This is a genomic window from Streptomyces sp. NPDC005706, assembly GCF_040631045.1.
Classification (GTDB): domain Bacteria; phylum Actinomycetota; class Actinomycetes; order Streptomycetales; family Streptomycetaceae; genus Streptomyces.
The window spans coordinates 471,204-497,208 of record NZ_JBEXYS010000003.1 but is presented as its reverse complement, the minus strand read 5'-3'; the positions used below and the strand labels follow the sequence as shown (position 1 = coordinate 497,208).

Annotated in this window: 20 protein-coding genes and 1 pseudogene; 12 read left to right on the top strand and 9 right to left on the bottom strand. The window is 74.3% G+C overall.

Annotated elements, in window-relative coordinates; translation table 11 throughout:
• Positions 1-87: 87 nt before the first annotated feature.
• Both ABZ478_RS08690 and ABZ478_RS08685 read right to left on the bottom strand, forming a co-directional pair.
• Positions 88-1,365, bottom strand: a complete 1,278-nt coding sequence (locus ABZ478_RS08690) for a GAF domain-containing protein (RefSeq protein ID WP_359546751.1) — start codon at positions 1,363-1,365, stop codon at positions 88-90.
• Positions 1,366-1,687: 322 nt separating this feature from the next.
• A complete protein-coding gene (locus ABZ478_RS08685; RefSeq protein WP_359546594.1) occupies positions 1,688-3,325 on the bottom strand; it encodes an acyl-CoA dehydrogenase family protein in 1,638 nt (545 codons plus the stop codon).
• Between the two features lie 131 nt (positions 3,326-3,456).
• Here ABZ478_RS08685 and ABZ478_RS08680 point away from each other — a divergent pair, with 131 nt between their 5' ends.
• Both ABZ478_RS08680 and ABZ478_RS08675 read left to right on the top strand, forming a co-directional pair.
• A complete protein-coding gene (locus ABZ478_RS08680) occupies positions 3,457-4,704 on the top strand; it encodes a YihY/virulence factor BrkB family protein (RefSeq protein ID WP_359546592.1) in 1,248 nt (415 codons plus the stop codon).
• A gap of 73 nt (positions 4,705-4,777) precedes the next feature.
• Entirely contained in the window at positions 4,778-5,461 is a 684-nt protein-coding gene (locus ABZ478_RS08675) for a helix-turn-helix domain-containing protein (RefSeq protein ID WP_359546591.1), read from the top strand.
• Here the strand turns inward: ABZ478_RS08675 and ABZ478_RS08670 are convergent.
• Both ABZ478_RS08670 and ABZ478_RS08665 read right to left on the bottom strand, forming a co-directional pair.
• On the bottom strand, positions 5,447-5,845 hold the full coding sequence (locus tag ABZ478_RS08670) for a VOC family protein (RefSeq protein ID WP_359546589.1): 399 nt from the start codon (positions 5,843-5,845) through the stop codon (positions 5,447-5,449). The genes ABZ478_RS08675 and ABZ478_RS08670 overlap by 15 nt on opposite strands.
• A 109-nt stretch (positions 5,846-5,954) precedes the next feature.
• Positions 5,955-7,002, bottom strand: a pseudogene (locus tag ABZ478_RS08665) (LacI family DNA-binding transcriptional regulator).
• Between the two features lie 331 nt (positions 7,003-7,333).
• On the opposite strand from ABZ478_RS08665, the gene ABZ478_RS08660 reads away from it, so the two are divergent.
• A complete protein-coding gene (locus ABZ478_RS08660; RefSeq protein ID WP_359546588.1) occupies positions 7,334-7,744 on the top strand; it encodes a hypothetical protein in 411 nt (136 codons plus the stop codon).
• Positions 7,745-7,919: 175 nt separating this feature from the next.
• Positions 7,920-9,494 carry a carboxylesterase family protein gene (locus ABZ478_RS08655; protein WP_359546586.1) on the top strand — a complete coding sequence of 525 codons (1,575 nt, stop codon included), beginning with the start codon at positions 7,920-7,922 and terminating at the stop codon, positions 9,492-9,494.
• 173 nt (positions 9,495-9,667) lie between these two features.
• Here the strand turns inward: ABZ478_RS08655 and mmuM are convergent, their stop codons facing one another.
• Entirely contained in the window at positions 9,668-10,597 is a 930-nt protein-coding gene (gene mmuM / locus ABZ478_RS08650; RefSeq protein WP_359546584.1) for a homocysteine S-methyltransferase, read from the bottom strand.
• A 253-nt stretch (positions 10,598-10,850) separates the two neighbouring features.
• On the opposite strand from mmuM, the gene ABZ478_RS08645 reads away from it, so the two are divergent.
• The 3 genes from ABZ478_RS08645 to ABZ478_RS08635 are packed head-to-tail and all read left to right on the top strand — an operon-like array spanning position 10,851 to position 13,456.
• Positions 10,851-12,578 (top strand): DUF2264 domain-containing protein, encoded by a 1,728-nt coding sequence (locus ABZ478_RS08645; RefSeq protein WP_359546583.1) that lies wholly within the window; start codon positions 10,851-10,853, stop codon positions 12,576-12,578.
• Positions 12,575-12,943, top strand: coding sequence for a VOC family protein (locus tag ABZ478_RS08640; RefSeq protein ID WP_359546582.1), 369 nt, complete (start codon positions 12,575-12,577; stop codon positions 12,941-12,943). The genes ABZ478_RS08645 and ABZ478_RS08640 overlap by 4 nt, the downstream gene beginning before the upstream one ends.
• Positions 12,944-12,997: 54 nt before the next feature.
• Positions 12,998-13,456 (top strand): hypothetical protein, encoded by a 459-nt coding sequence (locus ABZ478_RS08635; RefSeq protein WP_359546581.1) that lies wholly within the window; start codon positions 12,998-13,000, stop codon positions 13,454-13,456.
• Positions 13,457-13,490: 34 nt separating this feature from the next.
• Here ABZ478_RS08635 and ABZ478_RS08630 read toward each other — a convergent pair whose 3' ends face one another.
• The 4 genes from ABZ478_RS08630 to ABZ478_RS08615 form a co-directional block, all read right to left on the bottom strand.
• Entirely contained in the window at positions 13,491-14,075 is a 585-nt protein-coding gene (locus ABZ478_RS08630) for a TetR-like C-terminal domain-containing protein (protein WP_359546579.1), read from the bottom strand.
• A gap of 80 nt (positions 14,076-14,155) precedes the next feature.
• Positions 14,156-17,020 carry a glycoside hydrolase family 2 TIM barrel-domain containing protein gene (locus ABZ478_RS08625; protein WP_359546577.1) on the bottom strand — a complete coding sequence of 955 codons (2,865 nt, stop codon included), beginning with the start codon at positions 17,018-17,020 and terminating at the stop codon, positions 14,156-14,158.
• Between the two features lie 22 nt (positions 17,021-17,042).
• Positions 17,043-18,281: an ROK family protein gene (locus ABZ478_RS08620; RefSeq protein ID WP_359546575.1), complete on the bottom strand. Its 1,239-nt coding sequence runs from the start codon at positions 18,279-18,281 to the stop codon at positions 17,043-17,045.
• Positions 18,282-18,408: 127 nt separating this feature from the next.
• A complete protein-coding gene (locus ABZ478_RS08615; protein WP_359546573.1) occupies positions 18,409-19,662 on the bottom strand; it encodes an FAD-binding protein in 1,254 nt (417 codons plus the stop codon).
• 168 nt (positions 19,663-19,830) lie between these two features.
• Between ABZ478_RS08615 and ABZ478_RS08610 the strand changes: the two genes are divergently transcribed.
• From ABZ478_RS08610 to ABZ478_RS08590, 5 genes are all read left to right on the top strand, one after another.
• Entirely contained in the window at positions 19,831-20,838 is a 1,008-nt protein-coding gene (locus ABZ478_RS08610) for a hydroxyacid dehydrogenase (RefSeq protein WP_359546571.1), read from the top strand.
• Positions 20,839-20,951: 113 nt separating this feature from the next.
• Positions 20,952-22,271 (top strand): radical SAM protein, encoded by a 1,320-nt coding sequence (locus tag ABZ478_RS08605; RefSeq protein WP_359546570.1) that lies wholly within the window; start codon positions 20,952-20,954, stop codon positions 22,269-22,271.
• Positions 22,272-22,507: 236 nt separating this feature from the next.
• On the top strand, positions 22,508-24,013 hold the full coding sequence (locus ABZ478_RS08600) for a cellulose-binding domain-containing protein (RefSeq protein WP_359546568.1): 1,506 nt from the start codon (positions 22,508-22,510) through the stop codon (positions 24,011-24,013).
• Between the two features lie 329 nt (positions 24,014-24,342).
• Positions 24,343-25,065: a Crp/Fnr family transcriptional regulator gene (locus ABZ478_RS08595; RefSeq protein WP_359546749.1), complete on the top strand. Its 723-nt coding sequence runs from the start codon at positions 24,343-24,345 to the stop codon at positions 25,063-25,065.
• A gap of 108 nt (positions 25,066-25,173) precedes the next feature.
• Positions 25,174-26,001 (top strand): hypothetical protein, encoded by an 828-nt coding sequence (locus ABZ478_RS08590; protein WP_359546566.1) that lies wholly within the window; start codon positions 25,174-25,176, stop codon positions 25,999-26,001.
• Positions 26,002-26,005: the final 4 nt, after the last annotated feature.

The window sequence follows — 26,005 nt, the reverse complement described above, 5'->3', positions numbered from 1 at the left end:
GACCCCCAAATACGCGAAAGACACCCACCCGGACCGGGTGGTCCGCCCGCGCCGCCGGGTTCCCGGACGCCGCCGTCCGGTTCGCCGTCAGTCCGCGCCCGCCGCCGCCCGCCGCCGTGCGGCCACCGCCGGGGCCACCGACCGGGGCAGCAGGTCACGGGGGTTGCCGGGGGACAGCACCTCGACCTCCGCGTCCTCGCGGAAACGGTACGGCCGATGCTGCAGCAGATCCCCCAAGTACCGTCTGATCCTGGACATCTCTGCCCGTACGGTCACCGTTCTGGACGGATCGCCGAACAGGTCCTCCGCCAGGGCCGCCGCCCCCCGGCCGCCCCGGTGTTCGGCGAGCAGGTACAGCAACTCGGCGTGCCGCGGACTGAGTTCCCGGGTCCAGGAGCCGGCCGCACCGCACACGGTCACCGAGGCACAGCCCGCCCGGCGCAGATCCAGCCGGACCCGGCTCGCGGCGCCCGGCGGCGTTTCGTCCGCCACCCGCAGCAGCCAGCCGCCGGCCAGCGGCTCGACCGAGCAGTGGCCCAGCGGCGGCAGCCACCGGTGCCCCGGGGAAAGCGACTTGGGCAGGCCGAGCCGCCGCACGTACGGCATCCCGGTCACCGCCGCTGCCCAGCCGTCCCGGTCCACCACCAGCGCCCGGCCGTCCAGCCGGGCCAGCACCGGGGCGGCCACCGTGCGCAGCCGCTCCAGCGAGTCCAGGTGCAGCTCCCGCAGCCGGGCCTCGGCGAGTTTCGCCACGGAGTCCACCCAGGAGAGGGTCGCCGGATGCATGGTGCGCAGCGGGCCGCTGATGTCCACCACTCCGATGAGCCGGCCGTCCCTCGGGTCGGTGATCGGGGCGCCCGTGCAGGTCCAGGAGGCGTGCGAGCGGACGAAGTGCTCGGCCGCGAACACCTGCACCGGCCGCCGTACCACCGCGGGGGTGCCCACGCCGTTGGTGCCGACGACGTCCTCCCGCCAGTCCGCGCCGAGTTCGAAGCCGAGGCCGTCGGCCTTGCGCAGCACCTGCGGCGACCCCTCCCGCCACAGCACGCGTCCCTCAGCGTCGGCGACGACCATGATGTGCTGGGCGACGTCCGCGACCGAAAGCAGTCCCTCGCGCAGCACCGGCAGCACCTGCCGCAGCGGTGACTCCTCGCGTCTGCGCCGCACTTCGTCGGCGGACAGCAGACCGGATCTGAAGTCGTGGTCGGGGTCGACGCCGCTGCGCAGCATCCGTCCCCAGGACTGCTCGATCACCGGGCGGGGCGCGATCCGCGCACGCCGCCCCGCGAGTGTCGCCTCACGCACCTCGCTCAGCACCCGCGCCGCCTGCGCCGCGTCCACGGCGGCCAGACGCGCCAGGTTCATCGGCGGGTTCACCACGGGTGATCCTCCCGGAAGGGCCTCGAACACACTTGTCAAGCCGTACCGGGCGGCGGTTTCCGGTCGGCTTCGGTGCACATACTGCCGCCGGGCGCATGCCGGAGGCACAGACTCCGCGCACAGTCATCAATAAGTTGCAACCCCCTGCAACCCTGGTGAACCGCACGAGGACACCCGAGACTTGTCCACGGCGCCGCCCACGGGCGGCGTTCTGGCCTTTCAACGGGCCCATTCAGCGGGGGTGGTGCCGTGTCGGCGCAGCACCACCCCCGCGACGTGCGCCCGTGACGGGGCGGGGTCGTCCGGTTCAGGACACCGGCCGTGCCCGCTCCACCACCGAGGCCAGGTCCAGGCCCGCGGGCAGCGTGCCGAACGAGCCGCCCCGGTCGCCGCCGAGCCGGGAGGCGCAGAACGCGTCGGCGACCTCCGGCGGCGCGAACCGCACCAGCAGGGATCCCTGGAGCACCAGCGCGAGCCGCTCCACCAGCCGCCGGGCCCGGCCCTCGATCCCGTCGAGGTCGGCCAGCTCGGTGAACAGGTCCTTCACCGCCCGGTCCAGCCGGTGGTCGGCGCCGTGCGCCCGGCCGATCTCGGTGAGGCAGGCGTCCAGCGCGCCCGGCTCGCGTCGCAGCGCCCGCAGCACGTCCAGCGCCTGTACGTTCCCCGCGCCCTCCCAGACGGAGTTCAGCGGCGACTCCCGCACCAGCCGGGGCAGACCCGACTCCTCGACGTACCCGTTGCCGCCCAGGCACTCGGCGGCCTCCACCGCCAGCGGGGCGCAGCGCTTGGTGATCCAGTACTTGGCGGCCGGGACCGCGAGCCGCAGGAAGGCGCGCTCCTGCTCGCTCCCGTCGTCATGCGCGGCGGCGAGCCGGAGTGCCAGCGTGGTCGCGGCCTCGGACTCCAGCGCGAGGTCGGCCAGCACATTGCGCATCAGCGGCTTGTCGGTCAGCCGGCCGCCGAAGGCCTCCCGGTGCTCGCAGTGGTGCACCGCCCGCGCCACCGCCTGCCGCATCAGCCCGGCCGAGCCGAGCGCGCAGTCCAGCCGGGTCGCGGCGACCATGTCGATGATCGTACGGACCCCGCGCCCCTCCTCGCCGACCACGCGCGCCCAGGTGCCGTCGAACTCGACCTCGGCGGAGGCGTTGGACCGGTTGCCGAGCTTGTCCTTCAGCCGCTGGATCAGGAACACGTTGCGGCTGCCGTCGGCGAGGACGCGCGGCACGAGGAAGCAGGTGAGGCCGCCGGGTGCCTGCGCGAGCACCAGGAAGCCGTCCGACATGGGTGCCGAGCAGAACCACTTGTGCCCGGTCAGCTCGTACGTCCCGGCCTCGGCGAGCGGCCGGGCCCGCGTGGTGTTGGCCCGTACGTCGCTGCCGCCCTGCTTCTCGGTCATGCCCATGCCGAAGAGGGCGCCGGCCTTCTCCGCGGCGGGCCGGAGTCCGCGGTCGTAGACGGTGGAGGTCAGGCGCGGCTCCCACTCGGCGGCCAGCGCCGGATCGGTCCGCAGCGCGGGCACGGCCGCGTGGGTCATCGACAGCGGGCAGCAGTTGCCCGCCTCCACCTGGGTCCACACCAGGAACCCGGCCGCCCGGCGCACATGCCCCGCCGGCCGGATCCAGGCGCCGGTGAGCCCCGCCGAGACGCCCTTGCCGAGGACGCGGTGCCAGGACGGGTGGAAGTCGACCTCGTCGATCCGGTGGCCGTAGCGGTCGTGGGTGCGCAGCCGCGGCGGGAACTCGTTCGCCTGCGCACCCCACTCCTGCACCTGCTCGGACCCGGCGGCCCGGCCCAGCGCGGACAGTTCCGCGCGGACCTCGTCCAGCACCTCGGCGGCGGTGTGCCGCTCGACGGCCTCCACGAGGGCCCGGTCGGCGCCGAAGACGTCGTAGCCCACCAGCGCGGGCGGCTGGTTCGTCACGGTGTGCGTCGAGTTGCCTGCCATGACTGCGAACCTACCCGCGATCGCGCCGATGCTGCCCCCGGAGTGCCGCCGCACCGTCGCGGAGCGCGCCGGGGCCGGTCGTCCACCCCCGGAAGGTGAGGGCGGTCCGGTACGGCGGATACCGTTAGGTCGTGCAGCCAGGAAGTGAAACCCCCGAGCGGCCCGCCGGCCGTCTCCACCGGGCCAGAGCCCTCTACCGGAACGTATCCAAGCGCAGGACGGCCTGGCTGCTTCTCAAGGACACCGTCAACTCGTGCATGGAGTACCGCATCCTGGGCCTGGCGGCCGAGGCGGCGTTCTTCACGCTGCTGTCGGTGCCGCCGCTGCTGCTGAGCCTCATCGGCCTCCTCGGCTACGTCGACGCCTGGACCGGCGCCGACTCCATCCAGAGCCTGGAGAACAACCTCCTCGAGGCCTCCCGCACCGTCCTGTCCGACAAGGGCGTCAAGGAGATCGCCGAGCCGATCCTGCACGACGTGATGGCCGGCGGCCGGCCCGACGTCATCTCCATCGGCTTCCTCTTCGCCCTGTGGTCGGGCTCCCGCGCGGTGAACGTCTTCATCGACACCATCACCGTGATGTACGGCCTCGACGGCGTGCGCGGCATCGTCAAGACCCGGCTCATGGCGTTCCTGCTGTTCATCGTGGCCCTGCTGATCGGCTCGGTCGCGCTGCCGCTGATGGTGGCCGGACCGGACGCGGTGGTGCGGATCGTGCCCTGGTCGGAGACGCTCGTGCAGGTCCTGTACTGGCCGGTCGTCCTCGTCCTGTCGGTCGTCTTCCTGACGACGCTCTACCACGTCTCCGTACCCGTGCGCTCCCCGTGGATCGAGGACGTGCCCGGCGCCCTGGTCGCCCTCGCCATGTGGGTCCTGGGCAGCCTGCTGCTGCGGATCTACCTCACCCACACCATCGAGGGCGCCACGATCTACGGCTCCCTGGCCGCCTCCGTCGCCGTGCTGCTGTGGATCGGCGTGTCCGCCTTCGCCGTGCTCGTCGGCGCCGCGGTGAACGCCGCCATCGACCGGGTCTGGCCCGCCGCGGCCACGGCCGCCGCCCGCGAGGCGAACGAGCGGGTGCGCGAGGCACAGGTCGCCGAGTACGTCGCCTGGGCCGCCACGGCCCGCGAGAGCGACCCGGACGACCCCGACATGCCCTCCGAGTTCCCCGAGCGCTGGTCCCGCTTCCTCCCCCCGGAGGACGTGACGGCCCGCCTGCGCACTCACGCCAGGAACCCGCACCACCACACGCACAAGGGGGACGGCGCGGCCGGCGGGACCGGAGCGGCCGGCCCGAACGGCGCGACCGGATCCAACGGCGTGAACGGCGTCGACGGGAAGCACGGCAGGCACGGCGACACGCCTCCGCACGGGATCTGACCGCCGCCGCGGGCGCCCGGCCCGGTGACCGTTCCGGCGCCCGGGACGCGCCCGGCGGCGTAGCCTGGCGCTCGTGTACGAGGAACGGCCGTCCCGGCTCACCGGCGCCGTGGTGTGGCGCCGCACCCCCGAGGACCCCGCCGCCCGGCCGGTACTGCCCGACGGCTGCATGGACCTGCTGTTCAGCGAGGGCAGGCTGCTGGTCGCCGGTCCCGACACCCGGGCCCACGTCCCCGAGGGCCCGCCCCGCGCCTGGGCGGGCCTGCGCTTCTTCCCCGGCACCGCGCCCGCCCTGCTCGGCGTACCGGCCCGGGAACTGCGCGACACCCGGGTCGAACTGACCGACCTGTGGCCCGCCGTCCGGGCCCGGCGGCTGCGCGACCGCGTCGCGGCGGCACCGGATGCGGCGACGGCCCTGGAGGACATCGCCCTGCGCTGGGCCGCCGGGTCCGAGGGCCCCGACCCGCTGCTGCGCCGGCTGGTGGAGTGCCTGGACGCGGGCCGCCCGGTGGCGGCCACGGCCGCGGAACTCGGCATCGGCGAACGCGCGCTGCACCGCCGCTGCCTGACCGCGTTCGGCTACGGCCCCAAGACCCTGGCCCGCATCCTGCGCCTCCAGCGCGCCCTGGCCCTGGCCCGCTCCGGGGTCCCGTACGCCGAGACGGCGGCGCGCACCGGCTACGCGGACCAGCCGCACCTCGCCCGCGACGTACGGCAGCTGGCGGGCCGGACGCTGGGCGAGCTACTCGGCGGCTAGCGGGGCGAACAGGTCGACGCCGTTGCCGTCCGGGTCGTGCACGGTGGCGTACCGCTGGCCCCAGAACGCGTCCCACGGCTTCAGCTCGCCGTGGTACCCGGCGCCCACGAGATCGTCGTACACGGCGTCGACCCCGGCCGGCGAGCCGCAGTGGAAGGCGAGCGCGACCCGGCCGCCGGCGGCCGGCGGCCGCCACGCCGGGTGGAAGGACCGCACGGTCTCCTCGGTGTCCAGGGCGAGCACCAGCCCGCCGGGCAGTTCGGCCTCGACATGCGGCTGTGTCTCGGCCCCCTCCGGGAAGACCAGCCCGAGGCGACGGTAGAAGGCGAGCGAGGCGGCCGGATCGGAGGCGACCACGCCGATCACGGCGAATCGTGGAGTCATGGACCCACGGTAGGCAGGGGCCCGCCGTCCGGTCTTGAAGAAAACGGACAGCGCCCGGACCCGTCGGACGTCCTTGGTCAGTCTCGGGAAGGCGGCCCGGGAGGCGGCGTCAACGGGTGGGCGGGGCAGCGCAACTGGCTCGCCGCACCAACCGGGTCGACAGCTCCGTGCGCGTCCCCTCCGGCCGTTCGCCACCCATCATCCGCACCAGCAGTCGCAGCGCCGTCGCCGCCATCTCCGCGAGCGGCGGACGGACGGTGGTCAGCGCCGGGCTGACCCAGCGGGCCTCGGGCAGATCGCCGAAACCGACCACACTGATGTCGTCCGGCACCCTCAACTCCCGCTCCGCCAGCGCCGTGCAGACCCCGTGCGCCATCCGGTCCGAGCACGCGAACACCGCCGTCGGCGGCACCGGCAGATCCAGCAGCTCGTGCGTGCGGAGGCGGGCGGTGGTCTCGTCGGACCCCGCGTGCCGCACGTACTCCGCGTGGTGGCGCACCCCAGCGAGCGGTAGCCCGCGACTCTCGCGTCGCCGCGCATCGGGTGCCGGTTCCCCGCGATCACAGCGATGCGCCGGTGCCCCAGACCCAGCAGATGCTCGGTCGCGCTCACCCCGCCCTGCCAGTTGGCGGCCCCCACCGACACCACTCCGGCCGGCGGCTCGTGCGCCGGGTCGATCAGCACGTACGGGATGCGGCGGTAATCGAGCCAGGCGTACTGGGCCGGCGACAGCTCCGCCAGATCGAACAGCGCCCCCGAGGAGCCGCGCGCCGTCAGCCTCTCCAGCCGGCCGCGCTCCGGCCGGCGGCGTCCCGGCCGCGCTGCACCGCCGCCGAGACCACCACCTCGAGCCCCGCCTCGTACGCCGCCTCGTACGCCGCCTCCTCCACCCCGCGCAGCACCGCGCCCGCGCCGGAGCCGTCGAGCGAGTGCACCACCAGGTCCACCAGCCCCGGCGCCCTCGCCCCGTCGAAGCGGGGCCTGCGCACATACCCGAGCCGGTCCAGTGCCTCGGTGACCCGGCGTCTGGTCTCGGGCGCCACGTCCTCCCGCCCGTTGACCACCTTCGAGGCGGTCGGCACCGACACCCCGGCCTCCCGGGCCACCACCGCCAGCGTCGGCGCGCCCACCGAACCCGCACTCCCCGCCCGGACCATTGGAACCCACCTCTCCGGTCCGCCCCGGACCATCGGACCTCGACCGGGCCGAGCCCGCGGCCCTTCGCCATCGGTCGATAGAAAGCGCTTTCCGCGATAAGTGCGCGCTGACCGCGCGATGCGCGAGGCGGGCTGTCCGGCCGGGGGGGGGGCGTGCGGTCGGGCGGTGCCATATGACAAGGACATGACCGATTTTGACCCTGTTCATCACACCGGGCGTCCAGCAGCATCCAGTGGTGACAGTGCGGGCGACACCAGTCCGTGGGGGTCGCCGGACCGCGGCCGCCAGGGGGCCCGATGGGGGAACCCGGCACATCACGGAGGGGGAAACATGAGCATCGGAAAGACCGTCACCGCGTCCTTGTTCTCGGCGGTACTGCTCGGCGGCGCCCTCGCCGCCGCGCCCGCCGCCCAGGCCCAGACCGACGGTGGGACGGGGGCGCTCTCCTGCTACGGCAGTGCGAAGTCGTACTCCAAGCCCGCCGGGAACCGCTGGTACCCACAGGGTGGCCCGTACCTGACAGCCACCACCAACTGCTCCGACATCAACATCAAACCCAACACCTCCACCAGCGTCGCGGTGTGCTGGCTGCCCAGCTCCGGTGGTTCGTACTGCCAGAGCACGTTCAAGAGTGCTCCGGCGGGCCGGTGGACCGTCGTCGCGACGGACGTCCTGGCGGGCACGCACTTCTACTTCGACTTCGGTTCGACGGCGGCGAACTCGGGAGTCTGGGCGGCCTGACTCCCCGCGCGGGCCGCATCCCGCCCGGACCCGCCCCACGTCCCCCGTACGGCCCAACCAGAACTCCGTGCGCCGGAATACATCCGCGCGGTGTGGTGCTCTGAAGTGAGCGGTGCTTGATCTGTGCCCGGGTGGCCGTGCGGCGGGGCCGGGCGTGGTGAAGGGCTGGTGGGCGATGACGGCAGAGCAGTCGACCGGCCCCGTGGTCGTGACACCCCACGGGGCCGTACGCGGCCGGTACGAGCGCGGTGTCGCGGTGTTCCGGGGGATTCCGTACGCGGCCGCGCCCACAGGGCCCCGGCGGTTCCGGCCGCCCGAGCCGCCCGCGCCGTGGGACGGGGTGCGGGACGCCGGCGCCTTCGGGCCGACGGCGCCGAAACCGCCGTACTCCGAGGCCTTCGCCCGGTATCTGTCCGACCCCGTCGTCGCCGGTGACGACTGCCTCAACCTCAACGTGTGGACCCCCGAGCCGGGCCCCGGTGCCCGCCTGCCGGTACTGGTGTGGCTGCACGGCGGTGCCCTGACCAGGGGATCCTCCGCCGTGCCTGTCTACGGCGGACACGCGTTCGCACGGGACGGGGTCGTGCTCGTCTCGGTCAACTACCGGCTCGGGGTCGAGGGCTACGGGCTGTTCCCGGACGCGCCGCCCAACCCCGGCCTGCGCGACCAGCTGGCCGCGCTGCGCTGGGTGCGCGACGGCGTCGCCGCCTTCGGTGGCGACCCGGACAACGTCACCCTGTGCGGGCAGTCGGCCGGCGCGATCAGCGTCGGCGCCCTGATCGCCGCGCCACAGGCCCAGGGCCTGTTCCGGCGGGCGGTGCTGCAGAGCGGCGCACCGGAGGTCGCGGAGCGGGACCGGGTGCGGCGCATGGTGCGCCGCATGGCCGGCCGGCTGAGGATCCCGGCCACCGCCGAGGCCTTCGCCGCCGTCGACCGCGCACTGCTGCTGCGCGCCCAGGCCGAGGCCGGGCGGCTGAGCAGCCCTGTCCTGGGCGGCCCCGCCTTCGGCATCGTCGTGGACGGTGACCTCGTACCCCGCGACCCGCTCAAGGCCCTGATCGACGGCGAGGCGGCCCGGGGCGCCGAACTGCTGATGGGCTGGACCCGGGACGAGTACCGGCTGTGGCTGGTGCCCGGCGGGCTGGTCGAGCGTGTCGACCGGCTCGGCACGGTCGCCCTGGCCGGGGCCATGGCCCGCTGCCACGCCGGGCACGACGTGCCCCGCGGCTACCGTGCCGCGCGCCCCGGCGCCGGCACCGCCGAGATCGTCGGCCAGATGGTCACCGACCACCTGCTCCGGCTGCCGCTGCACCGGCTCGCCGACGCCCGCCCGGGCAGCTCCTACCTGTACGAGTTCGCCTGGCCGTCCCTGGTCCCCGGACTCGGCGCCTGCCATGCGCTCGAACTCGGGTTCGTCTTCGACACCGGCGAGGTGCCGGAGTCGGTCAAGCTGGCCGGGGCGGGCGCGCCGCAGGAGCTGTGCGACGCGATGCACCCGGCCTGGGTGCGGTTCGCCGCGACCGGGGACCCCGGCTGGCAGGCCTGGGACGCCTCGCATCCGGTGCGGGTCTTCGACGGCGGTGAGCCGTACGTCGCGTACGGGCCGCGCGACGCCGAACTCGGTCTGTGGCCGACCGCGGACAACACCGTCCCGGAGCCGGCGTCCGCCTCCGGCGTCAGGGCGCCGGGAGCCGCCCGGGCCTCCGCGGTCCGCCGCCTGCGCCGCTCGGTCGCCGTCCGGCGCCGGTGACACCGCGCCCGGTGCCGGTGCCGGTGCCGGGTCCGGTGACGGCGGGACGGCCGGCGATGCTGATGCCGGTCACACGGACGGCCGCCGGTGACGGCGGCGGAGCCGGCAGCCGCTGAAGCGCGGCGCGGGCACTGGCCCCGGCACAGCCGCGTGACACGCCCACCCCGCCCCGCTCACACCGCTCGCGTGATCGCGGCGATCTCCGCCGGTCCCACCCGGCAGCAGCCGCCGATCAGCCGTGCCCCCGCGTCCCGCCACTCCTCGGCGTGCCCGGCGCCGAACCGGGACCGGCCGGTCCAGGCGCGTGCCCGCGGGTCCCAGGCCTCCCCGCTGTTGGGGTAGACGACGACCGGCTTCCCGGTGACCCGGGCCGCGACCCCGGCCGCGTACGTCACCTCCTCCGGCGCGCAGCAGTTCACACCGACCGCGATGATCTCGTCGGCGTCGGCGGCGGGCGCGAACGCCTCCTCCAGCGGCTGCCCGGCGCGCGTACGCCGGCCCTCTACGGTGTACGAGAGCCAGGCGGGCACCCCCAGCCCCCGCACCGCCCGCACCAGCGCCGCCCCCTCCTCCGCGTCCGGGACCGTCTCCAGTGCCAGCGCGTCCGGCTCGGCCGCGGCCAGGATCTCCAGCCGCGGCCGGTGGAAGCGTTCCAGCTCCCCGGCGCTCAGTCCGTAACGTCCCCGGTACTCGGAGCCGTCCGCGAGCATCGCCCCGTACGGACCGGCCGAGGCCGCCACCCACAACGGGCGATCGGTCCCGCCCGCCCGCGCCCGCCGGGCCGCCTCCCGGGCCAGTTCCACGCTGAGCACCAGCAGCCGCGCCGCCCTCGCCCGGCCGATCCCGCGCCTGCCGAAACCCTCGAAGCTGGCCTGGTAGCTGGCGGTGATCGCCACGCTCGCACCGGCGCCGAAGTAGGCGAGGTGCGCCTCGGTGATCGCCTCGGGCCGCTCGGCGAGCAGCCGCGCCGACCACAGCTCGTCGCCCAGGTCGAACCCGGCCGCCTCGAGCTGGTTGGACATCCCGCCGTCGAGCACGACCGTTCCGGCGGCGAGGGCTTCGGCGAGGCCGGGGTGCGTGCGGCCGGACGCGCTGCTGGTCATGTCTCGACGCTAGTCCAAGCGCCCCGGGCGCACCGCGCGCACGCATCCGCGCAAAGGAGTGGGAAGCGCTTGCTGGAAGCGGTACGGTCTCAGGTCCGCCGGGGACGGCACCACGCGCCGCGCCGGCCCGGCCCGAGCGGAACTCCCCGCCCGGCGACCGGTGCCCGGGGCCGGACGCGGGTGGGGCGACGCCCCGGGGCGTCCCGACCGGAACCCGGGCGCCCCGGGCCCAGCAGGAAGGGAAGTCACCGCCGTGCTCCGACTGCCGCCCGACGACCGCTCGTCGAGCCCGTACACCGGGTACACCCGCGCCCACTGGGAGGCGGCGGCCGACGCCCTGCTCGCCGCCGTCGAGCCGTACGCCACCCCCGACCGCGCGCTCTACCACTTCCCCGGTGACCACGTCAGCCACTCCGGCCACCTCTCCGACGGGCTCGAAGGGTACGCCCGCACCCTGCTGCTGGCCGCCTTCCGCCGTGACGGGAATGCGCTCGGCCGCTACGCCGAGGGCCTCGCGGCCGGCCCCGGCGGAGTCTGGCCGCGGATCACCGACCGGGCCCAGCCCCTGGTCGAGGCCGCCTCGATCGCCCTGGCCCTGCGGCTGACCCGGCCCCTGCTGTGGGACCGCCTGGACCAGGAGGTGCGCGAGCGGACGGCGGTCTGGCTGGAGGACGCTCTCACAGCCGAACCCTGGCCCTGCAACTGGGAGTTGTTCCCGGTCACCGTGGGCGGCTTCCTCGCGGAGATCGGCCACCGTCCGGACGCGGCCCGCGAGGCGGTCGACCGCGGCCTGGACCGCATCGAGGACTGGTACCTCGGCGGCGGGTGGTACACCGACGGCGACGGCCGCAAGTTCGACTACTACAACGGCTGGGCCATGCACCTCTACCCGGTGCTGCACGCCTGGCTGGCCGGCGACGCCGCACTGCTGGACCGCTACGGCGGCCGCCTCGAAGCCCATCTCACCGATTACGCCCGCCTGTTCGGCGGCGACGGCGCCCCCCTGCACCAGGGCCGCTCACTGACCTACCGGTTCGCGACCGCGGCCCCGCTGTGGCTCGGCGCGCTGACCGGACGTACGCCGCTGGCGGCCGGTGAGACCCGGCGGCTGGCCTCAGGAGCGCTCAGGTACTTCCTCGACCGGGGCGCCGTGGACTCCCGCGGGCTGCTGACCCTCGGCTGGCACGGCCCCGACGACGCCGTCCTGCAGAGCTACTCGGGGCCGGCCTCGCCCTACTGGGCGAGCAAGGGCTTCCTCGGCCTCCTGCTGCCTGCGGACCACGAGGTGTGGACGGCGCGGGAGCGGCCGGGTCCGGCGGAGCGCGCCGACGCTGTGACCTCGCTCGCGGGGCCCAACTGGCTGCTGCAGTCGACGCGTTCGGACGGCGTCGTCCGCCTGCACAACCACGGCAGCGAGGACATCCGCTACGACCCGTACTACACGCGGTTCGCGTACTCGACGGTCACGCGGCCCCTGGGGTCCCCGCCGGGCAACATCGTCGTGGTCGGCGGCGATCCCGTCCGCTCGGACCTCGTGCCCCTGGGCGTGGGGGAGAACTGGGCGGCCTCCCGGCACACCGTGGCGTCCGGCGCGACGGTGACCAGCCTCGTCGTGGCCGACGGGGCGGTCGAGGTGCGGGCCCATCTGGTGACGGGAGCCGGACCCGGCACCGAGGTGCGCGTCACCGGGTGGGTGCCGGGGGAGGACGAGCGGGCCGAACTGGTGCCGCTACACGGCCTGTCGGACGGGCCCGCCCTCACCGGCACGACCGGTGAGGGTGCCACCCTGTTCGTCGCCCTCGCCCGGCTCACCGCGGAACCCGGCCCCGTGCCGCTGGGCGGTCTGGTGGCCGTCGAGGTGCGGGACGGGCGCGACCTGACCGTCCGCTGGGCCACGGGCCGGCGCGGGCGGTTCCGGTTCTCGCCCCGGGACAACTCGGTTGCCGCCCTCGGCGACCGTGCTGAAGACTCCACCGCATGACTTCCAAGATCCGCCATGTGACGATCGCCTGTGCCGACGCCTACGCCCTGGGCGGCTTCTGGTCGAAGGTGCTGGACCAGCCGCTGCACGAGGACGACCACCCCGGTGACCCGGAGGCGCTGATCGAGGGCGCGGGGCTGCTGTTCGTCACCGTGCCGGAGCGCAAGACCGTCAGGAACCGGCTGCACTTCGACCTCCAGCCGCAGGACCGCACCCGGGACGAGGAGGTCGAGCGGGTGATCGCCCTCGGCGCCACCCTGGTCGACGACCGGCGCAGGCCCGACGGCACCGGCTGGGCGGTCCTCACCGACCCCGAGGGCAACGAGTTCTGCGTGGAGCGCAGCGCGGCCGAGCGCGCCGGGTAGGGGTCGCGGACACTTCGGCCGCCGCCGAACGGACCCGCGCCTAGCGTGCTCCGTATGAGCGACACCGAACAGCGAACGCCGGCACGGGCCGTCACCGACATGGTCGGGCACGTACTGGCCCTGGCCGCCGGATGGACCGCCTGGGACGGCACCCCGGCCCACACCGACGACCGCGTCCACACCCCGCACAAGGCGATCCGCAGGGTCACCGACCACCTCATCGACCATCTGGCCGAACTGGAGGCCCGGCTGGCGGGCGAGGCCCCCCAGCCGGACCACTGGCACGCCTCCGCGAGCACCACGGCCGCCGACCTGGCCCCCTTCACCGCCGACGACCTCGACGAGGCCCGCAGCCGACTCACCCGGCTCGCCCGGATCTGGGCCGTACGCCTGGACGCGCTGACCGGCGAACAGCTCGACGCCTCGCCCGGCGAGGGCTGGACCTTCCGCGAACTGGCCCACCACGTGGCGGAGTCCACCTATTACGCGGACGCGGTCGGGGACCTCTCGTGACCGCCTGAGCCCGTGCCGCCGTGGCAGCCCCCGCTCAGCCGGCGGCCCGCGCCTCCCGGGGCCAGTGGGTGAGGGCGATGTGCAGGGCCTCCACCGCCTTGTCCCAGGAGGCCTGTGCGTCGCGGGGGGCGCCGAAGCCGCCGGTGGACTCCAGGGCGCAGTAGCCGTGGAAGGTGCTCCGCAGCAGGCGTACGGCGTCGGTGAGGTCGGGTTCGGCCAGGCCGTAGGCGCGGAGCATGCCGTAGGTGATCTCGGCGGTGCGGCGCAGGGCGGGGGAGTCGGCGATCAGGCTCTGGTCGATCCGGATCTGGGTGGCCGCGTAACGGCCCGGGTGCTCCTGGGCGTACGACCGGTAGGCGCCCGCGAAGGCGGCCAGCGCGTCCCGGCCCGCCCGGCCGGCCACGGCCTCCGCGATCCGGTCGATCAGCTCGCCGCCCGCGTGCAGCGCCAGCCGGGTGCGCAGGTCGTTCAGGTTGCGGACGTGCGAGTACAGGCTCGCGTCCTTCACCCCGAAGCGCCGGGCCAGCGCGGAGAGGGAGACGTTCCCGAAGCCCGCCTCGTCGGCGAGTTCGGCGGCGGCCGCGACGATCCGGTCGACGGTGAGTCCCGCACGGGCCATGGGCCACCTCCTAGGATGCCGAGCCGGCATCCCAGGGTATCCAGGCTGTGGCCTTCGGCCCGCGCGGAACCAGGCGTTCGTCAGGCGGGGACCTCCGAGAAGACGAACGAGAACCGCGTGGGCTCGGCCCGCAGGAAGTACCGCGGCAGCGGGCCCGGACCGCAGGACTGGGAGCCGAGGCCGTGCAGGCCGTGGTCCAGGTTGACCCACACCGTGTCACCGGGGACGAGGTCGGTCAGGTGGGCGGCCGCGTCCAGGTGCTCGGTGGTCCAGCGGCGGGCGGTGAGGGAGAACTGCGGATCGCCCTCGATACGCAGGCCGCCGAGCTCCGCCCAGCGGACGCCGGCCCGGGCGCCGTTCTCCTGCGGGCGGACGTACGGCGTCTGCAGGTCGTCCACGGTCGACTCCCAGCGACCGACCTGCGACGCCGTCGCGCTGTCCGGATACGTCTCGCCCGGACCGCCGCCGTACCACCGCACCCGGTCGGCCGCCGCCAGTCCGAAGCGGATGCCGAGCCGGGGCAGCGGTACCGTCCAGTCGCCGTCCGGTGCGACGGACACGGTCAGGCCGAGCCGTGTTCCGTCCGACGTCCAGCGGTACACGGCCGACAGCCCGAACTCCCGGGCCGCGGGCGCCACCCGGGTGCGCACCGTCAGCGCGTCGTCGTCCACCTCCACGGCGTCCAGCCGGTGCCGCATGCGGTGCAGACCGAGCTCGCGCCAGAGCGGGCCGTAGCGGATGTCGCTCTGCCAGGCGGCGCCGTCGTCGTTGTCGGTGGTGGCCCGCCACACGTCCAGGCGCGGCCCGGTGACCGCCACCCCGCCGATCGCCGTCAGGGCGCCGCTGCGGGCGTCGAAGGAGGCCGGGCCGAGGGTGATCACCCGCTCGCCGGGCACCGGCCCGTCGCTCGCCGGGACCGACGGCACCGGGCGTGCCGAGACCGCGAACTGACCCCACGCGACCACGTGTTCCGCCGGCGCCCAGGCGGTGTCCGCGGCGAGCAGCGCCCGTACGGTCCAGTGGGCCTCGCCCGCCGGAGCCGTGACCGGCGGCTCCGGCAGCTTCACCTCGGCGGACTCGCCCGGCGCCAGCGGCGGCACCGGCAGGGCACCGGACGCCACCGTCTCGCCGTCCACCTGGTAGACCCAGGTGAACGCCAGCGCCGAGAGGTCGGCGAAGTCGTACTTGTTGGTGACGCGGACGCCGCCGCCCGTGCCGTCGCCCTCGATCGCGACCGGCTCGATGACCTTCTTGTACTCGACGAGACCGGGGGAGGGCCGCCGGTCCGGGAAGAGCAGACCGTCGCAGACGAAGTTGCCGTCGTGCAGCTCCTCGCCGAAGTCGCCGCCGTAGGCGAAGCCGAACCGCTCGTCCTCGACGCCGTGGTCGATCCACTCCCAGATGAAGCCGCCCTGCAGCCGGCCGTGCGCCTCGAAGATCCGCTGGTAGTCGGCGAGCCCGCCGGGGCCGTTGCCCATGGCGTGCCCGTACTCGCAGAGGATGAACGGCAGTTCACGGCGCCGGCGGGTGCCGCCGTCCAGGCCGCGGCCGATCCGCTCGACCTCGGCGTGCCCGGCGTACATCCGCGAGTACATGTCCGTGTCCCGGCAGTCGAGGTCGCCCTCGTAGTGTACGAGGCGGGAGGGGTCGCGGCCGTGGATCCACTCCGCCATCGCGGTCAGGCCCCGGCCGGTGCCGGCCTCGTTGCCCAGCGACCAGACGACCACGGCAGGGTGGTTCTTGTCCCGCTCGACCATGCGGGCCGCGCGGTCGAGCAGCGCCGGTGTCCAGCGGTCGTCGTCGACGGGGTTGTCCCGCCAGCCCTGCTCGGTGAAGCCGTGCGTCTCCAGGTCGCACTCGTCGACGACCCACAGGCCCAGCTCGTCGCAGAGGTCGAGGAAGGCCGGGTGCGGCGGGTAGTGGGAGGTGCGTACGGCGTTGACGTTGTGCCGCTTCATCAGCAGCACGTCCTCCCGCATCGTCGCGAGGTCCAGCGCGCGGCCCCGCTCCGGATGCCACTCGTGCCGGTTGACGCCCTTGAACAGCACGGCCCTGCCGTTGACCTTGATCAGGCCGTCCGACAGCTCCACCGTGCGGAAACCGATGCGCAGCGGCACCCGTTCACCCCCGGTGGCCAGCACCGCGTCGTACAGCGTCGGCGTCTCCGCCGACCACGGCTCGGCGGGCACCGTCACCGGCTCCCCGGTGGCGACGTCGATGCCGAGGTCCGGCACGGTCACCCGGCCGGCCACGTCGGAGTCGACGCACAGGGTGCCGGTGCCGGCGACATGGTCGTACGAGGCGTGCACGAAGAAGTCCAGGGCGCTGCCCGCCGGGCGGTGCAGCAGCGTGACGTCGCGGAAGATGCCCGGCAGCCACCACTGGTCCTGGTCCTCCAGGTACGAGCCCGCCGACCACTGGTGGACCCGGACCGCCAGCACGTTGCCCGCGGCCCTCAGCAGATGACCGGCCGCGAACTCGTGCGGCAGCCGCGAGCCCTTGAACTCGCCCAGCTCGGTGCCGTTCAGCCAGACGCGGGCGCAGGACTCCACCCCGTCGAAACGGAGCACCGCCCCGCCGTCCGGCCCACCGGGCCAGTCCTCGGGCAGGTCGAAGACGCGCAGGTGGTCGCCGGTCGGGTTCTCGGTCGGGACCCGGGGCGGGTCGACCGGGAACGGGTACAGGTGGTTGGTGTAGACGGGGGACCCGTGCCCCTGGAGGACCCAGTGACCGGGGACCCGCAGCTCCGCCCAGCCGGCCGCGTCGTACCCCTCGCGTGCGAAGGAGTCGTCCTCGGCGTCGGCCTTGTCCGACAGTCTGAAGCGCCAGCTTCCGTTCAGCGAAAGGGACTTGGCGTCCGAGGCGTACCGGGCCCGGGGCGGCAGCACCCCGGAGCCCGGCGAGACGTCCTCGATGTACTCGGGGGTCGTGGTACGGAAGGACATCGGTCTCCTAGCTCGTCGGGAGTCAGGTGGCTCGCAGCGCGGTCGCGGTGCGCCCGGCGCCGTCGCGCCGTCCGCCGGCGGACCGCAGCGTCCCCTCCAGCGCGAACGTGGCCGCGCCCAGGGACACCGGGTCGGTGGGGATGGGGGAGAGGACGATCTCGGTGGCCGCCAGCGGCCGCCGCAGCGCGTGCCGGGCGACCGCCGCGCGCACCTCGCCGAGCAGCGGCGCGCCCAGCCGGGACGCCACCCAGCTGCTGAGCACGACCACTTCGGGGTTGAGGAGGTTGATCAGATCGGCTATCCCGGCGCCCAGATAGCGGGCGGTGTCGCGGAGCACCGAGAGCGCCACCGGATCGTCCGCGGTGACCGCCGCGGCCAGGGCGTCGACGGTCGCCGTCTGGTCCCCGGGGTGCAACAGCGCTGAATCGGGGTCCAGTTCGCCCAGGTTCCGCATGATGCCGGGCGCGCCGACGTAGGTCTCCACACAGCCGTGGTTGCCGCAGTGGCACAGCCGGCCGTCCAGCACGAGCGTGGTGTGCCCCCACTCGCCCGCGCTGTCGCTGACCCCCCGGTGCAGCCCGCCGCCGAGCGCGAGACCGGCGCCGACCCCCGTGCCGAGGTTCACCACCACGGCGTCCCCGCGCCCCCGCGCGGCCCCGAACCAGAGCTCGGCCACGGTGCAGGCGCGCAACGGGTTGTCCAGGTACAGCGGATGGGCGACGCGCTCGGCGAGCAGGTCCAGCAACGGCACGTCGTGCCAGTCCCAGTTGGCCGCGTACTCGGCGACCCCGCGGTCCCGGTCGATCTGGCCGGGCACGCTCACGCCGACGCCGAGCACCCGGGCCGCGTCGATCCCGGCCCGGGCCACCACCGATCCGACGGCGGCGGCGACATGGCCGGCCACCTGCTCCGGGCCGCTCTCGCCGGGCCGCAGTTCCTCGTCGGCGCGGGCCAGCACGTTCAGCGCCAGGTCGAACAGCTCGGCGTGGACGTACGTCTCCGCGACGTCCACCCCGACCAGCGCGCCGCCGGCCGTGTTCACGGCGATCAGGCCCCGGGGCCGGCCGCCGGCCGAGTCCTCGAAACCGACCTCGGTGATCATGCGCAGCTCCAGCAGCTCGCCGACCAGCGTGGCGACCGTGGCCAGGCTCAGCCCGGTGGCGGCCGCCAGCTTCTGCCGCGAGGTGGGGGACTCGGCGATGATCTGGCGCAGCACCTCGTACCGGTTCGCGGTGCGGATGTCACGTGACGTGCGCTTCACAGAGCCGCCCCTCCCATACCGTCGGGCCGGACCGGGACGGGGCCGGCACCGGCGCGGCGACAGGCTATGGGCTTCGGACGCCATCGACAAGGGGTTAGGAAAGGGGGTGAAGCAAGCCCCGCCGGTGTCAGTTCCCCAGGACGTCCCGGACGAAGGCGTTGGTGAACTTGCCGGTGGGGTCGAGGGATCCGGCCAGGGCACGGAAGTCGGCCAGGCGCGCGTAGCGTCGGCGCAGTTCCGCGGGCGGCACCGTGAACACCTTGCCCCAGTGCGGGCGGGCGTCGAACGCGCTCAGCGCCTCCTCGACCCGGCGGACCACCGGCAGCACGGCGGACGTGTCCTCGATCCAGGTGAAGTGCAGCGCCACCGAGTCCCGGCCGTGGGCCGGGCTGAGCCACTGCGGGTCGGCGGCGACGGTGCGCACCTCGCAGGTCTGCAGGACGCCGGCCACCGTCGTCCGCACGGCGTCGAGCGCGTGCAGCGCGTCGACGGCGGCCGCCCGCGGCAGCAGGTACTCCGACTGCAGCTCGGCCCCGCTGCTCGGGGTGAACTCCGCCCGGAAGTGCGGCAGCCGCTCGTGCCACGGTCCCGGCACCCCGAACTGCTCGGTGCAGTTCACCGCCGGCATGCCCGGCACCGGGTGCATCGCCCCGGTGGCGGCGGCGGCCCACGGGAAGTCCACGGGCGCCTGATCGGTGCGCCGCTTCACCCACACCTGCCGGAACCCCGGCTCCCGCCAGTCGGTGAACAGGCTGACGCTGTACGCCGCCCCCGCCACCGCCTCGTGGTCCAGCCCGGCCAGGGGCAGTTCGGTGAACACGTACTGCTCGACCTCGTACGCCGGTTCCAGCTCCAGGGTGAGCGCGGTGACCACGCCGAGCGCGCCCAGCGAGGTCACCGCGCCGTCGAAGCGGGCGTCCCCCCGGGCGACGGTGACCGTGGAGCCGTCCGCCGTGACCAGCTCCACCTCCCGCACCGCAGCGGCGAGCGGCCCGTTGCCCATGCCCGAGCCATGGGTGCCGGTGGCCACCGAGCCGGCCACCGAGATGTGCGGCAGGGAGGCCATGTTGGGCAGCGCGAGTCCGTGCGCGTGGACCGTACGGGCGAGTTCCGCGTACCGGACCCCGCCCGAGACGCGCACCGTGCGGGCGGCGGTGTCCACGTCGATCACCGGCGGCAGGGCGGCGAGCGACACGAGCACCCCGTCGCCGCCGGGCTCGGCGATCCGGTTGAAGGAGTGGCCGCTGCCCAGCACCCGCACCCGCGCGCTGCCGGCCACCAGCGACCGGAGCGCGCCGGCCGTCTCCGGCCGGTGGAACTCCTTGGCCTCGTAGGTGATGTTCCGGGCCCAGTTGGTGACCGTCCGCGCCGTCCGACTCATCCTTGCCGTCCCTCCCTGGGGTGCGTGTTCATTGACCCTCTCATCTGCCGGGACCTACCGTAGAGAGCGGTTGCTGTCCGAGCCCCCGCGACCCGGGCGTCCTTGGTCCGTGCGCCCGGGATCCGGGCGCCCGCGATCCGCGCGCCGACGAGACGGAAGGCCCCTTCGTTGCCCGAGCGTCCCCAGGCCCTGTTCGCCATGACGGCACCCAACGTGCCCCGCGTCTTCCCGCCGGACCTGCTCGCCGGACTGCGCGAGCACGTCGACATCGACCCCGCCCTCGTGGCGGAGGACCTCACCGAGCCCCGGGTGCGGGAGGTCCTGGCCCGCACCGAGGTCCTGATCACCGGCTGGGGCTGCCCGCTCCTCGACGCGGCCGCCCTGGACGCGGCACCGAGGCTGCGCGCGGTGCTGCACGCGGCCGGCTCGGTCAAGGGCTTCACCACCCCCGAGGTCTTCGAGCGCGGCATCGCCGTCTCCTCGGCCGCCGCCGCCAACGCCCTGCCCGTCGCCGAGTACACCCTCGCCATGATCCTTCTCTCGGGCAAGGACGTCTTCGCCTCCCGCGACCTGCTGCGCGCCCGCCGCGGCTTCCCCTACGGCGACATCCTCCCCGGCATCGGCAACTACGGCCGCCGGGTCGGCGTCGTCGGCGCCTCCCGCATCGGCCGCCGGGTCATCGAGCTGCTGCGCCCCCACGATCTCCGGGTGAGCCTGTCGGACCCCTACGTGGACGAGGCAGGGGCGGCCCGGCTCGGCGTGCCCCTGCTGCCGCTGGACGACCTGCTGAGCGGCTCCGACACCGTCACCCTGCACGCCCCGGACACCTCCGGGACCCGGCACCTGATCGGCGCCCGGGAACTCGCCCTGATGCCCTCGGGGGCCGTGCTGATCAACACCGCGCGCGGCGCCCTGGTCGACCACGACGCCCTGGTGGCCGAGCTGCGCACCGGCCGCCTCGGCGCCGTGCTGGACGTCACCGACCCGGAGCCGCTGCCGGCCGGCTCCCCCCTGTTCGACCTGCCCAACGCCTTCGTCACCCCGCACCTCGCCGGCTCGCAGGGCAACGAGGTCGCCCGGCTCGGGCGCACGGTGGTGGAGGAGGCGGCACGGCTGGCGGCGGGGGACCCGCTCGCGCATGCCGTCGATCACACCGCCCTGGAGCGGACGGCCTGACGGCACCGCCGGACCGGGACCGCCCGCGGGCCGGGACGGGGACCCGGCCGGGCCGGCGCGCGAACGGGGGCATACGGTGAGATCCGAATGTCCGAGCCGGGAGGAGACGACGGATGGGCAGCCGCACCGCGCTGGTCGAGGATCTGATGGAGCGCTTTCCGCATGTGCCGCGGGAGGCCGTCTTCAAGGAGGACCTGCTCCGGGGCGGAGTCGCCTTCGACGCCTCCGCGCTGAGCGACAACGAGAGCGGCGAGGTCAAGCCGAAGTCGTACTTCATCTTCTCCTTCGACCACGGCACCCTGCCCGAGCTGGGCGAGGCCGCGCTGCGCCGGCCCCCGGAGGAGATCATCCTCACGGGCGGCCCGTACGACCTGCGGCGCACCGTCGTATCCGTACGGGTGAACCCGGCCTCGCCGTACCGGGTCGCCGCCGACGAGGAGGGGCTCCTCGGCCTGTACCTCGACGGCAGCCGGATCGCCGACGTCGGTGTGCCGCCCATGCCCGAGTACTACCGGCACACCCTGTCCAACGGGAAGTCGGTGATGGAGGTCGCCCCCACCATCCAGTGGGGCTATCTGATCTACCTGACGGTCTTCCGGGTCTGCCAGTACTTCGGCGCCAAGGAGGAGTGCCAGTACTGCGACATCAACCACAACTGGCGCCAGCACAAGGCGGCCGGCCGGCCCTACACCGGGGTGAAGGACGTCGAGGAGGTGCTCGAGGCCCTCGAGATCATCGACCGGTACGACACCCAGAAGGCGTCCACCGCCTACACCCTCACCGGCGGCGCCATCACAAAGACGGTCGCCGGGCGGGACGAGGCCGACTTCTACGGCCACTACGCCAAGGCCATCGAGGAGCGCTTCCCGGGCCGCTGGATCGGCAAGGTCGTCGCGCAGGCGCTGCCCAAGGCGGACGTGCAGCGGTTCAAGGACTACGGCGTGCAGATCTACCACCCCAACTTCGAGGTGTGGGACCGCCGGCTCTTCGAGCTGTACTGCCCCGGCAAGGAGCGCTACGTGGGCCGGGACGAGTGGCACCGCCGCATCCTGGACTCGGCCGACGTGTTCGGCGCGCGCAACGTGATCCCGAACTTCGTCGCGGGCGTGGAGATGGCCGAGCCGTTCGGCTTCACCACCGTCGACGAGGCCATCGCGTCCACCACCGAGGGCCTGCGCTTCTTCATGTCGCACGGCATCACGCCCCGCTTCACCACCTGGTGCCCGGAGCCCACCACCCCGCTCGGCAAGGCGAACCCGCAGGGCGCGCCGCTGGAGTACCACATCCGGCTGCTGGAGGCCTACCGGGCCACGATGGACGACTTCGGTCTCTCCTCGCCGCCCGGCTACGGCGAGCCCGGGCCGGGCCGCGCGGTGTTCTCCGTCAGCTCCTTCATGGACAGCCTGCCCGCCGAGGAGCCGGCGGAGGTCTGACCGCCGGGAAGCGGCGAGCCGGACGGTGAGCGGAACGGGGCCCGCGTCCGTATGGGAGACCGGGAGTGGCGGGCCCGGCCGCGGCCGGTCACGGCGCGCGACGCCGTGATCACCCGATTCGAACATGGCGCTTGTCAGTTGTGTCGGCGGCGTGAAAGGCTCCTGCCCGCTGCGGGGTTCCGCCAACTCCCCTATGTGTGCGGTGAGTTGACCTCGCTCGTGGATGCAGGAGTGCCATGCCCGACCTGCCGGCCCCCCAGGACGCCACCGAGGCGGAGCTGTTCTCGGAGTGCTGGGACGCGGTGCTCAGTTACGCCGACCTGTGCACCTCCGGATCGCTGACGGCTCATCAGCTCGCGACCGAGGCGTTCACGTCGGGCATGCGCGCGCTGCGGGCCGCCGGCACCGTCCCCGGGCGCGGCCCGGGCAGGCGACCGGGCCGGCTGCCGGCGATCCCGGAACTGCTCACCGCGGTAAGGAACACGGCCGCCGACTGGGAGGCCGGCGGGCAGGGACACAAGCTGGATCCCGACCTGCGGCTGTGGCTCAACTCCGGTGCGGCGGCCAGGTTCGCCGGGCCGCCGCCGGGGCGGCCGGTCGCGCTGCGGGGCCTGAGGGACATGCAGGAGCCGGACGCCGCGCTGCTGTGGCTCGCCGAGGTGGAGGCGCTGCCGCTGCCCGCCGTGGCCCGCCGGCTCGGTCTGGACCCGGCAACGGCGGACGGTGAACTCGACCAGGTGCGGGGCCTGTTCCGGAGCCGCTGCCACCGTGCGCACCTCGACTCGCCGATGGACGCGGAGTGCCGCGCGTACGCCCGGCTGCTGGACGCGGTGACCCGGTCGGCCGGCGCCGAGACACCGGCCGACCTCTCCCGGCACCTCGCCACCTGCGCGCCGTGCGCGGAGGCCGCGGCCTGTCTGCGCCTGCACGGCGGCGGCCTGCCCGCCGCCATCGCCGGCGGTGTCGTCGGCTGGGGCGGCCTCGCCTATCTGGAGCGCAGGCGGCGTGCCACCGAGGTCCGGCTGGGCGCCGGCCGCCCGGACGAGGCCGGCGCCGGCGGCGACCCGGAGGAGCACGCGGGCCGCGGCCGGGCGCTGCGCGGCGGCCTGCTCGCCGCGGCCGTCCTGCTGTCGGCGCTGGCGCTCGGGGTGTCGATGATGCCGTTCGGCGGCTCCGGCGAGGACACGGCGGCGGCCCGCGACGACCGACAGCCGGTCGCCGACCCCGGCACGTTCCCCGTCACGGGCGGCTCCCCGTCACCCGGGGAATCGGCGTCCGGGCACCCCGCCCACCGGGAACCGGCCTCCGCCGCCCCCTCCGCGACCGCTCCCCGTACCCGGCACGAGACCAGGAACCCCGGACCCGAACCCCAGGGCACCTCCTCCGGCACCACCGGTGCGGGGCCCACCCGCTCGGACGGGCCCGCCCCCACCTGCCGGGTCGCCTACGACCTGGTCAACCAGTGGCCCGACGGCTTCCAGGCCACCGTCACCGTCACCACCGCCGAGGCCCTCACCGGCTGGCAGGTCGCCTGGAGCTTCCGCGACGGCCAGCAGGTCGGCCAGATGTGGGACGCGACCGCCCACCAGGACGGCTCCCGGGCCACCGCCACCGCCGCCGACTACAACAGGTCGGTCGCCGCGCGCTTCTCGCTGTCCTTCGGCTTCATCGCGTCCTGGCGGGACCGGAACCGGACACCGTACGACTTCACGCTCAACGGGGAGACCTGCGCGGCAGGCTGAAATCCGTGGCGCCCAGCCCGCGGAAAACCCGAGTTCTCGCCAAATCCCCCCGCTCAGCCACTTGGCGCATTTATGCGAGGTGTCACCCCCAGGGGGGTCTGACCTCGCCGTAGTCGATCGACGCCGACGGCCAAAAGAGCCTCGTCCCGCCGTGCCCGGTGACCGGTCCGCGCCCTGTATACGCGCTGCCCGGGCGACCTACCTGGCAGTTCCGTCATTACCGGACGGTACCCCCGATGTGGCGCAATTCACTCGCCCTAAAACGGCGTTCTGCCACCATCAACGCCATCGAAAAACCGGCCATCGGCACTGCGGCGGGGGGCGTGGCCATGGGGCTGCTCGGCAATGACCTTGCGTTCGCGCAGTCTCTGTCCGCACAGGAGCGCGAGGGCGTCATGGCCCTCGGCAACCGGAAGCACTTCCCGCCCGACGCCCACCTGCTGACCGAGGGCGACCGGTCCAGCCATGTGCTGATCCTCCTCGACGGCTGGGTCACCGTCTCCGTCTCCACCGACCGGGGCGCCACCCGGCTGATACTCGGCCTGCGCGGACCCGGTGAACTGCTCGGCGAGATGGCCGCGCTGGACCCGCATCCGCGCAGTGCCACCGTGCGCGCGCTCGGCCCGATAGAGGCCCAGGTCATATCCGGGGACGCCTTCCGGCGCTTCCTCGCCCTGCACCCCCGCGTCAGCGGACTGGTGATACGCCAGCTCACCTTCCGGCTGCGCAGCGCCGACCAGGAACGGTCCGCGCTCGCCTCCCTCACCGTCCTGCAGCGCCTGGCCGGCCGGCTCAGCGAACTCTCCGCGGCCGAACCCGCCGGCCCCTACACCCCCGCCGCGGCGGGCCGTCCGTCCGGCCCCCCGCCCGCCGGCTCCGTCGTCCACCTGGCCCAGGACGAGCTGGCCGCCACCATCGGCGCGACCCGGGAGGCCGTGGCCAAGGCCCTGCGGCTGCTGCGCACCCAGCGCATCGTGCGCACCGGCAACCGGATGGTCGAGATCCTCGATCCGGCCCTGCTCGCCCTTCTCGCGGACGGCCATCACGAGTAACGCACCGCCCGCCGTGTGTAAACGGCTACAGACGGCCCCGCGTCCCGGGCCCGACGCTGTTGGGACGACCACCTCATCCACGAGCGCACAGCACCGCAGGGGGCACGGGTGAACCACGACGCGACGGAAATCACCGAGGAGCACTACGAGTTGGTGATCAGCGTCGACGCCAGACGGTCCGGGGAGTACGACGACGTCGACAAACCGCGGATGCGCGCCCGGATCTACCGGGTGCTGGAGACGGCCTTCACCCACGCCTCGGTGCCCCGCGACGCCCTCCACCTGGAGGACCGCGGGGACGGTGTGCTCGTGGCGGTCACCGGCCGTGTCGCGGTGAGCCGGCTGCTCGGCCTGTGGCTGGTCGAGGTGCGCGAGAAACTGCGGGACGAGAACCGCGGTCTGCGCGTGCCCCTGGGACTGCGCATCGGCATGCACGTCGGCCCGGTCCGCCACGACGACCGGGGCATCAGCGGACGCGCGGTCGACCTGGCCTGCCGGCTGGCCGACTCCGCCGTCGCCCGCCGCCTCCTCGACGCCAACGGGGCCGACCTGGTCCTGGTCACCTCCCAGTCCCTGTACGAGGACGTCGTCAGCGGCGGCGGCAAGTTCATCGAGCCCGGGCAGTACTCCCGGGCCCGGCTGCGGCTCAAGGAGGGCGAGGTCACCGCCTGGTGCCATCTGCCGGGCCTGCCCGCCCCGGAGATCCCCGCCGACACCCCGCCCGGGACCGCCACCGAGGCGCCGCGCCCCGCCGCCGGCCCGGCACCGGACACCGGCGCCCCCGTCCCGCCGCCGGCCGGCCCGTACCGGGAACGTCCGTCCGGCAACGAGTACACCGTGCACGGCGACATGTCCGAGCACCACGACAACGTCTACCAGCAGCCCGTGCACATCGGCCGGATCACCGGCCGCGACGACGAGCGGCGCAAGGGCTGAGGCG

Coding starts and splice junctions, on each gene's coding strand:
- ABZ478_RS08690 (WP_359546751.1), bottom strand. CDS start 1,365: ATGAACCTGGCGCGTCTGGCCGCCGTGGACGCGGCGCAGGCGGCGCGG.
- ABZ478_RS08685 (WP_359546594.1), bottom strand. CDS start 3,325: ATGGCAGGCAACTCGACGCACACCGTGACGAACCAGCCGCCCGCGCTG.
- ABZ478_RS08670 (WP_359546589.1), bottom strand. CDS start 5,845: ATGACTCCACGATTCGCCGTGATCGGCGTGGTCGCCTCCGATCCGGCC.
- ABZ478_RS08660 (WP_359546588.1), top strand. CDS start 7,334: ATGAGCATCGGAAAGACCGTCACCGCGTCCTTGTTCTCGGCGGTACTG.
- ABZ478_RS08655 (WP_359546586.1), top strand. CDS start 7,920: ATGACGGCAGAGCAGTCGACCGGCCCCGTGGTCGTGACACCCCACGGG.
- mmuM (WP_359546584.1), bottom strand. CDS start 10,597: ATGACCAGCAGCGCGTCCGGCCGCACGCACCCCGGCCTCGCCGAAGCC.
- ABZ478_RS08640 (WP_359546582.1), top strand. CDS start 12,575: ATGACTTCCAAGATCCGCCATGTGACGATCGCCTGTGCCGACGCCTAC.
- ABZ478_RS08635 (WP_359546581.1), top strand. CDS start 12,998: ATGAGCGACACCGAACAGCGAACGCCGGCACGGGCCGTCACCGACATG.
- ABZ478_RS08630 (WP_359546579.1), bottom strand. CDS start 14,075: ATGGCCCGTGCGGGACTCACCGTCGACCGGATCGTCGCGGCCGCCGCC.
- ABZ478_RS08625 (WP_359546577.1), bottom strand. CDS start 17,020: ATGTCCTTCCGTACCACGACCCCCGAGTACATCGAGGACGTCTCGCCG.
- ABZ478_RS08615 (WP_359546573.1), bottom strand. CDS start 19,662: ATGAGTCGGACGGCGCGGACGGTCACCAACTGGGCCCGGAACATCACC.
- ABZ478_RS08605 (WP_359546570.1), top strand. CDS start 20,952: ATGGGCAGCCGCACCGCGCTGGTCGAGGATCTGATGGAGCGCTTTCCG.
- ABZ478_RS08600 (WP_359546568.1), top strand. CDS start 22,508: ATGCCCGACCTGCCGGCCCCCCAGGACGCCACCGAGGCGGAGCTGTTC.
- ABZ478_RS08595 (WP_359546749.1), top strand. CDS start 24,343: ATGGGGCTGCTCGGCAATGACCTTGCGTTCGCGCAGTCTCTGTCCGCA.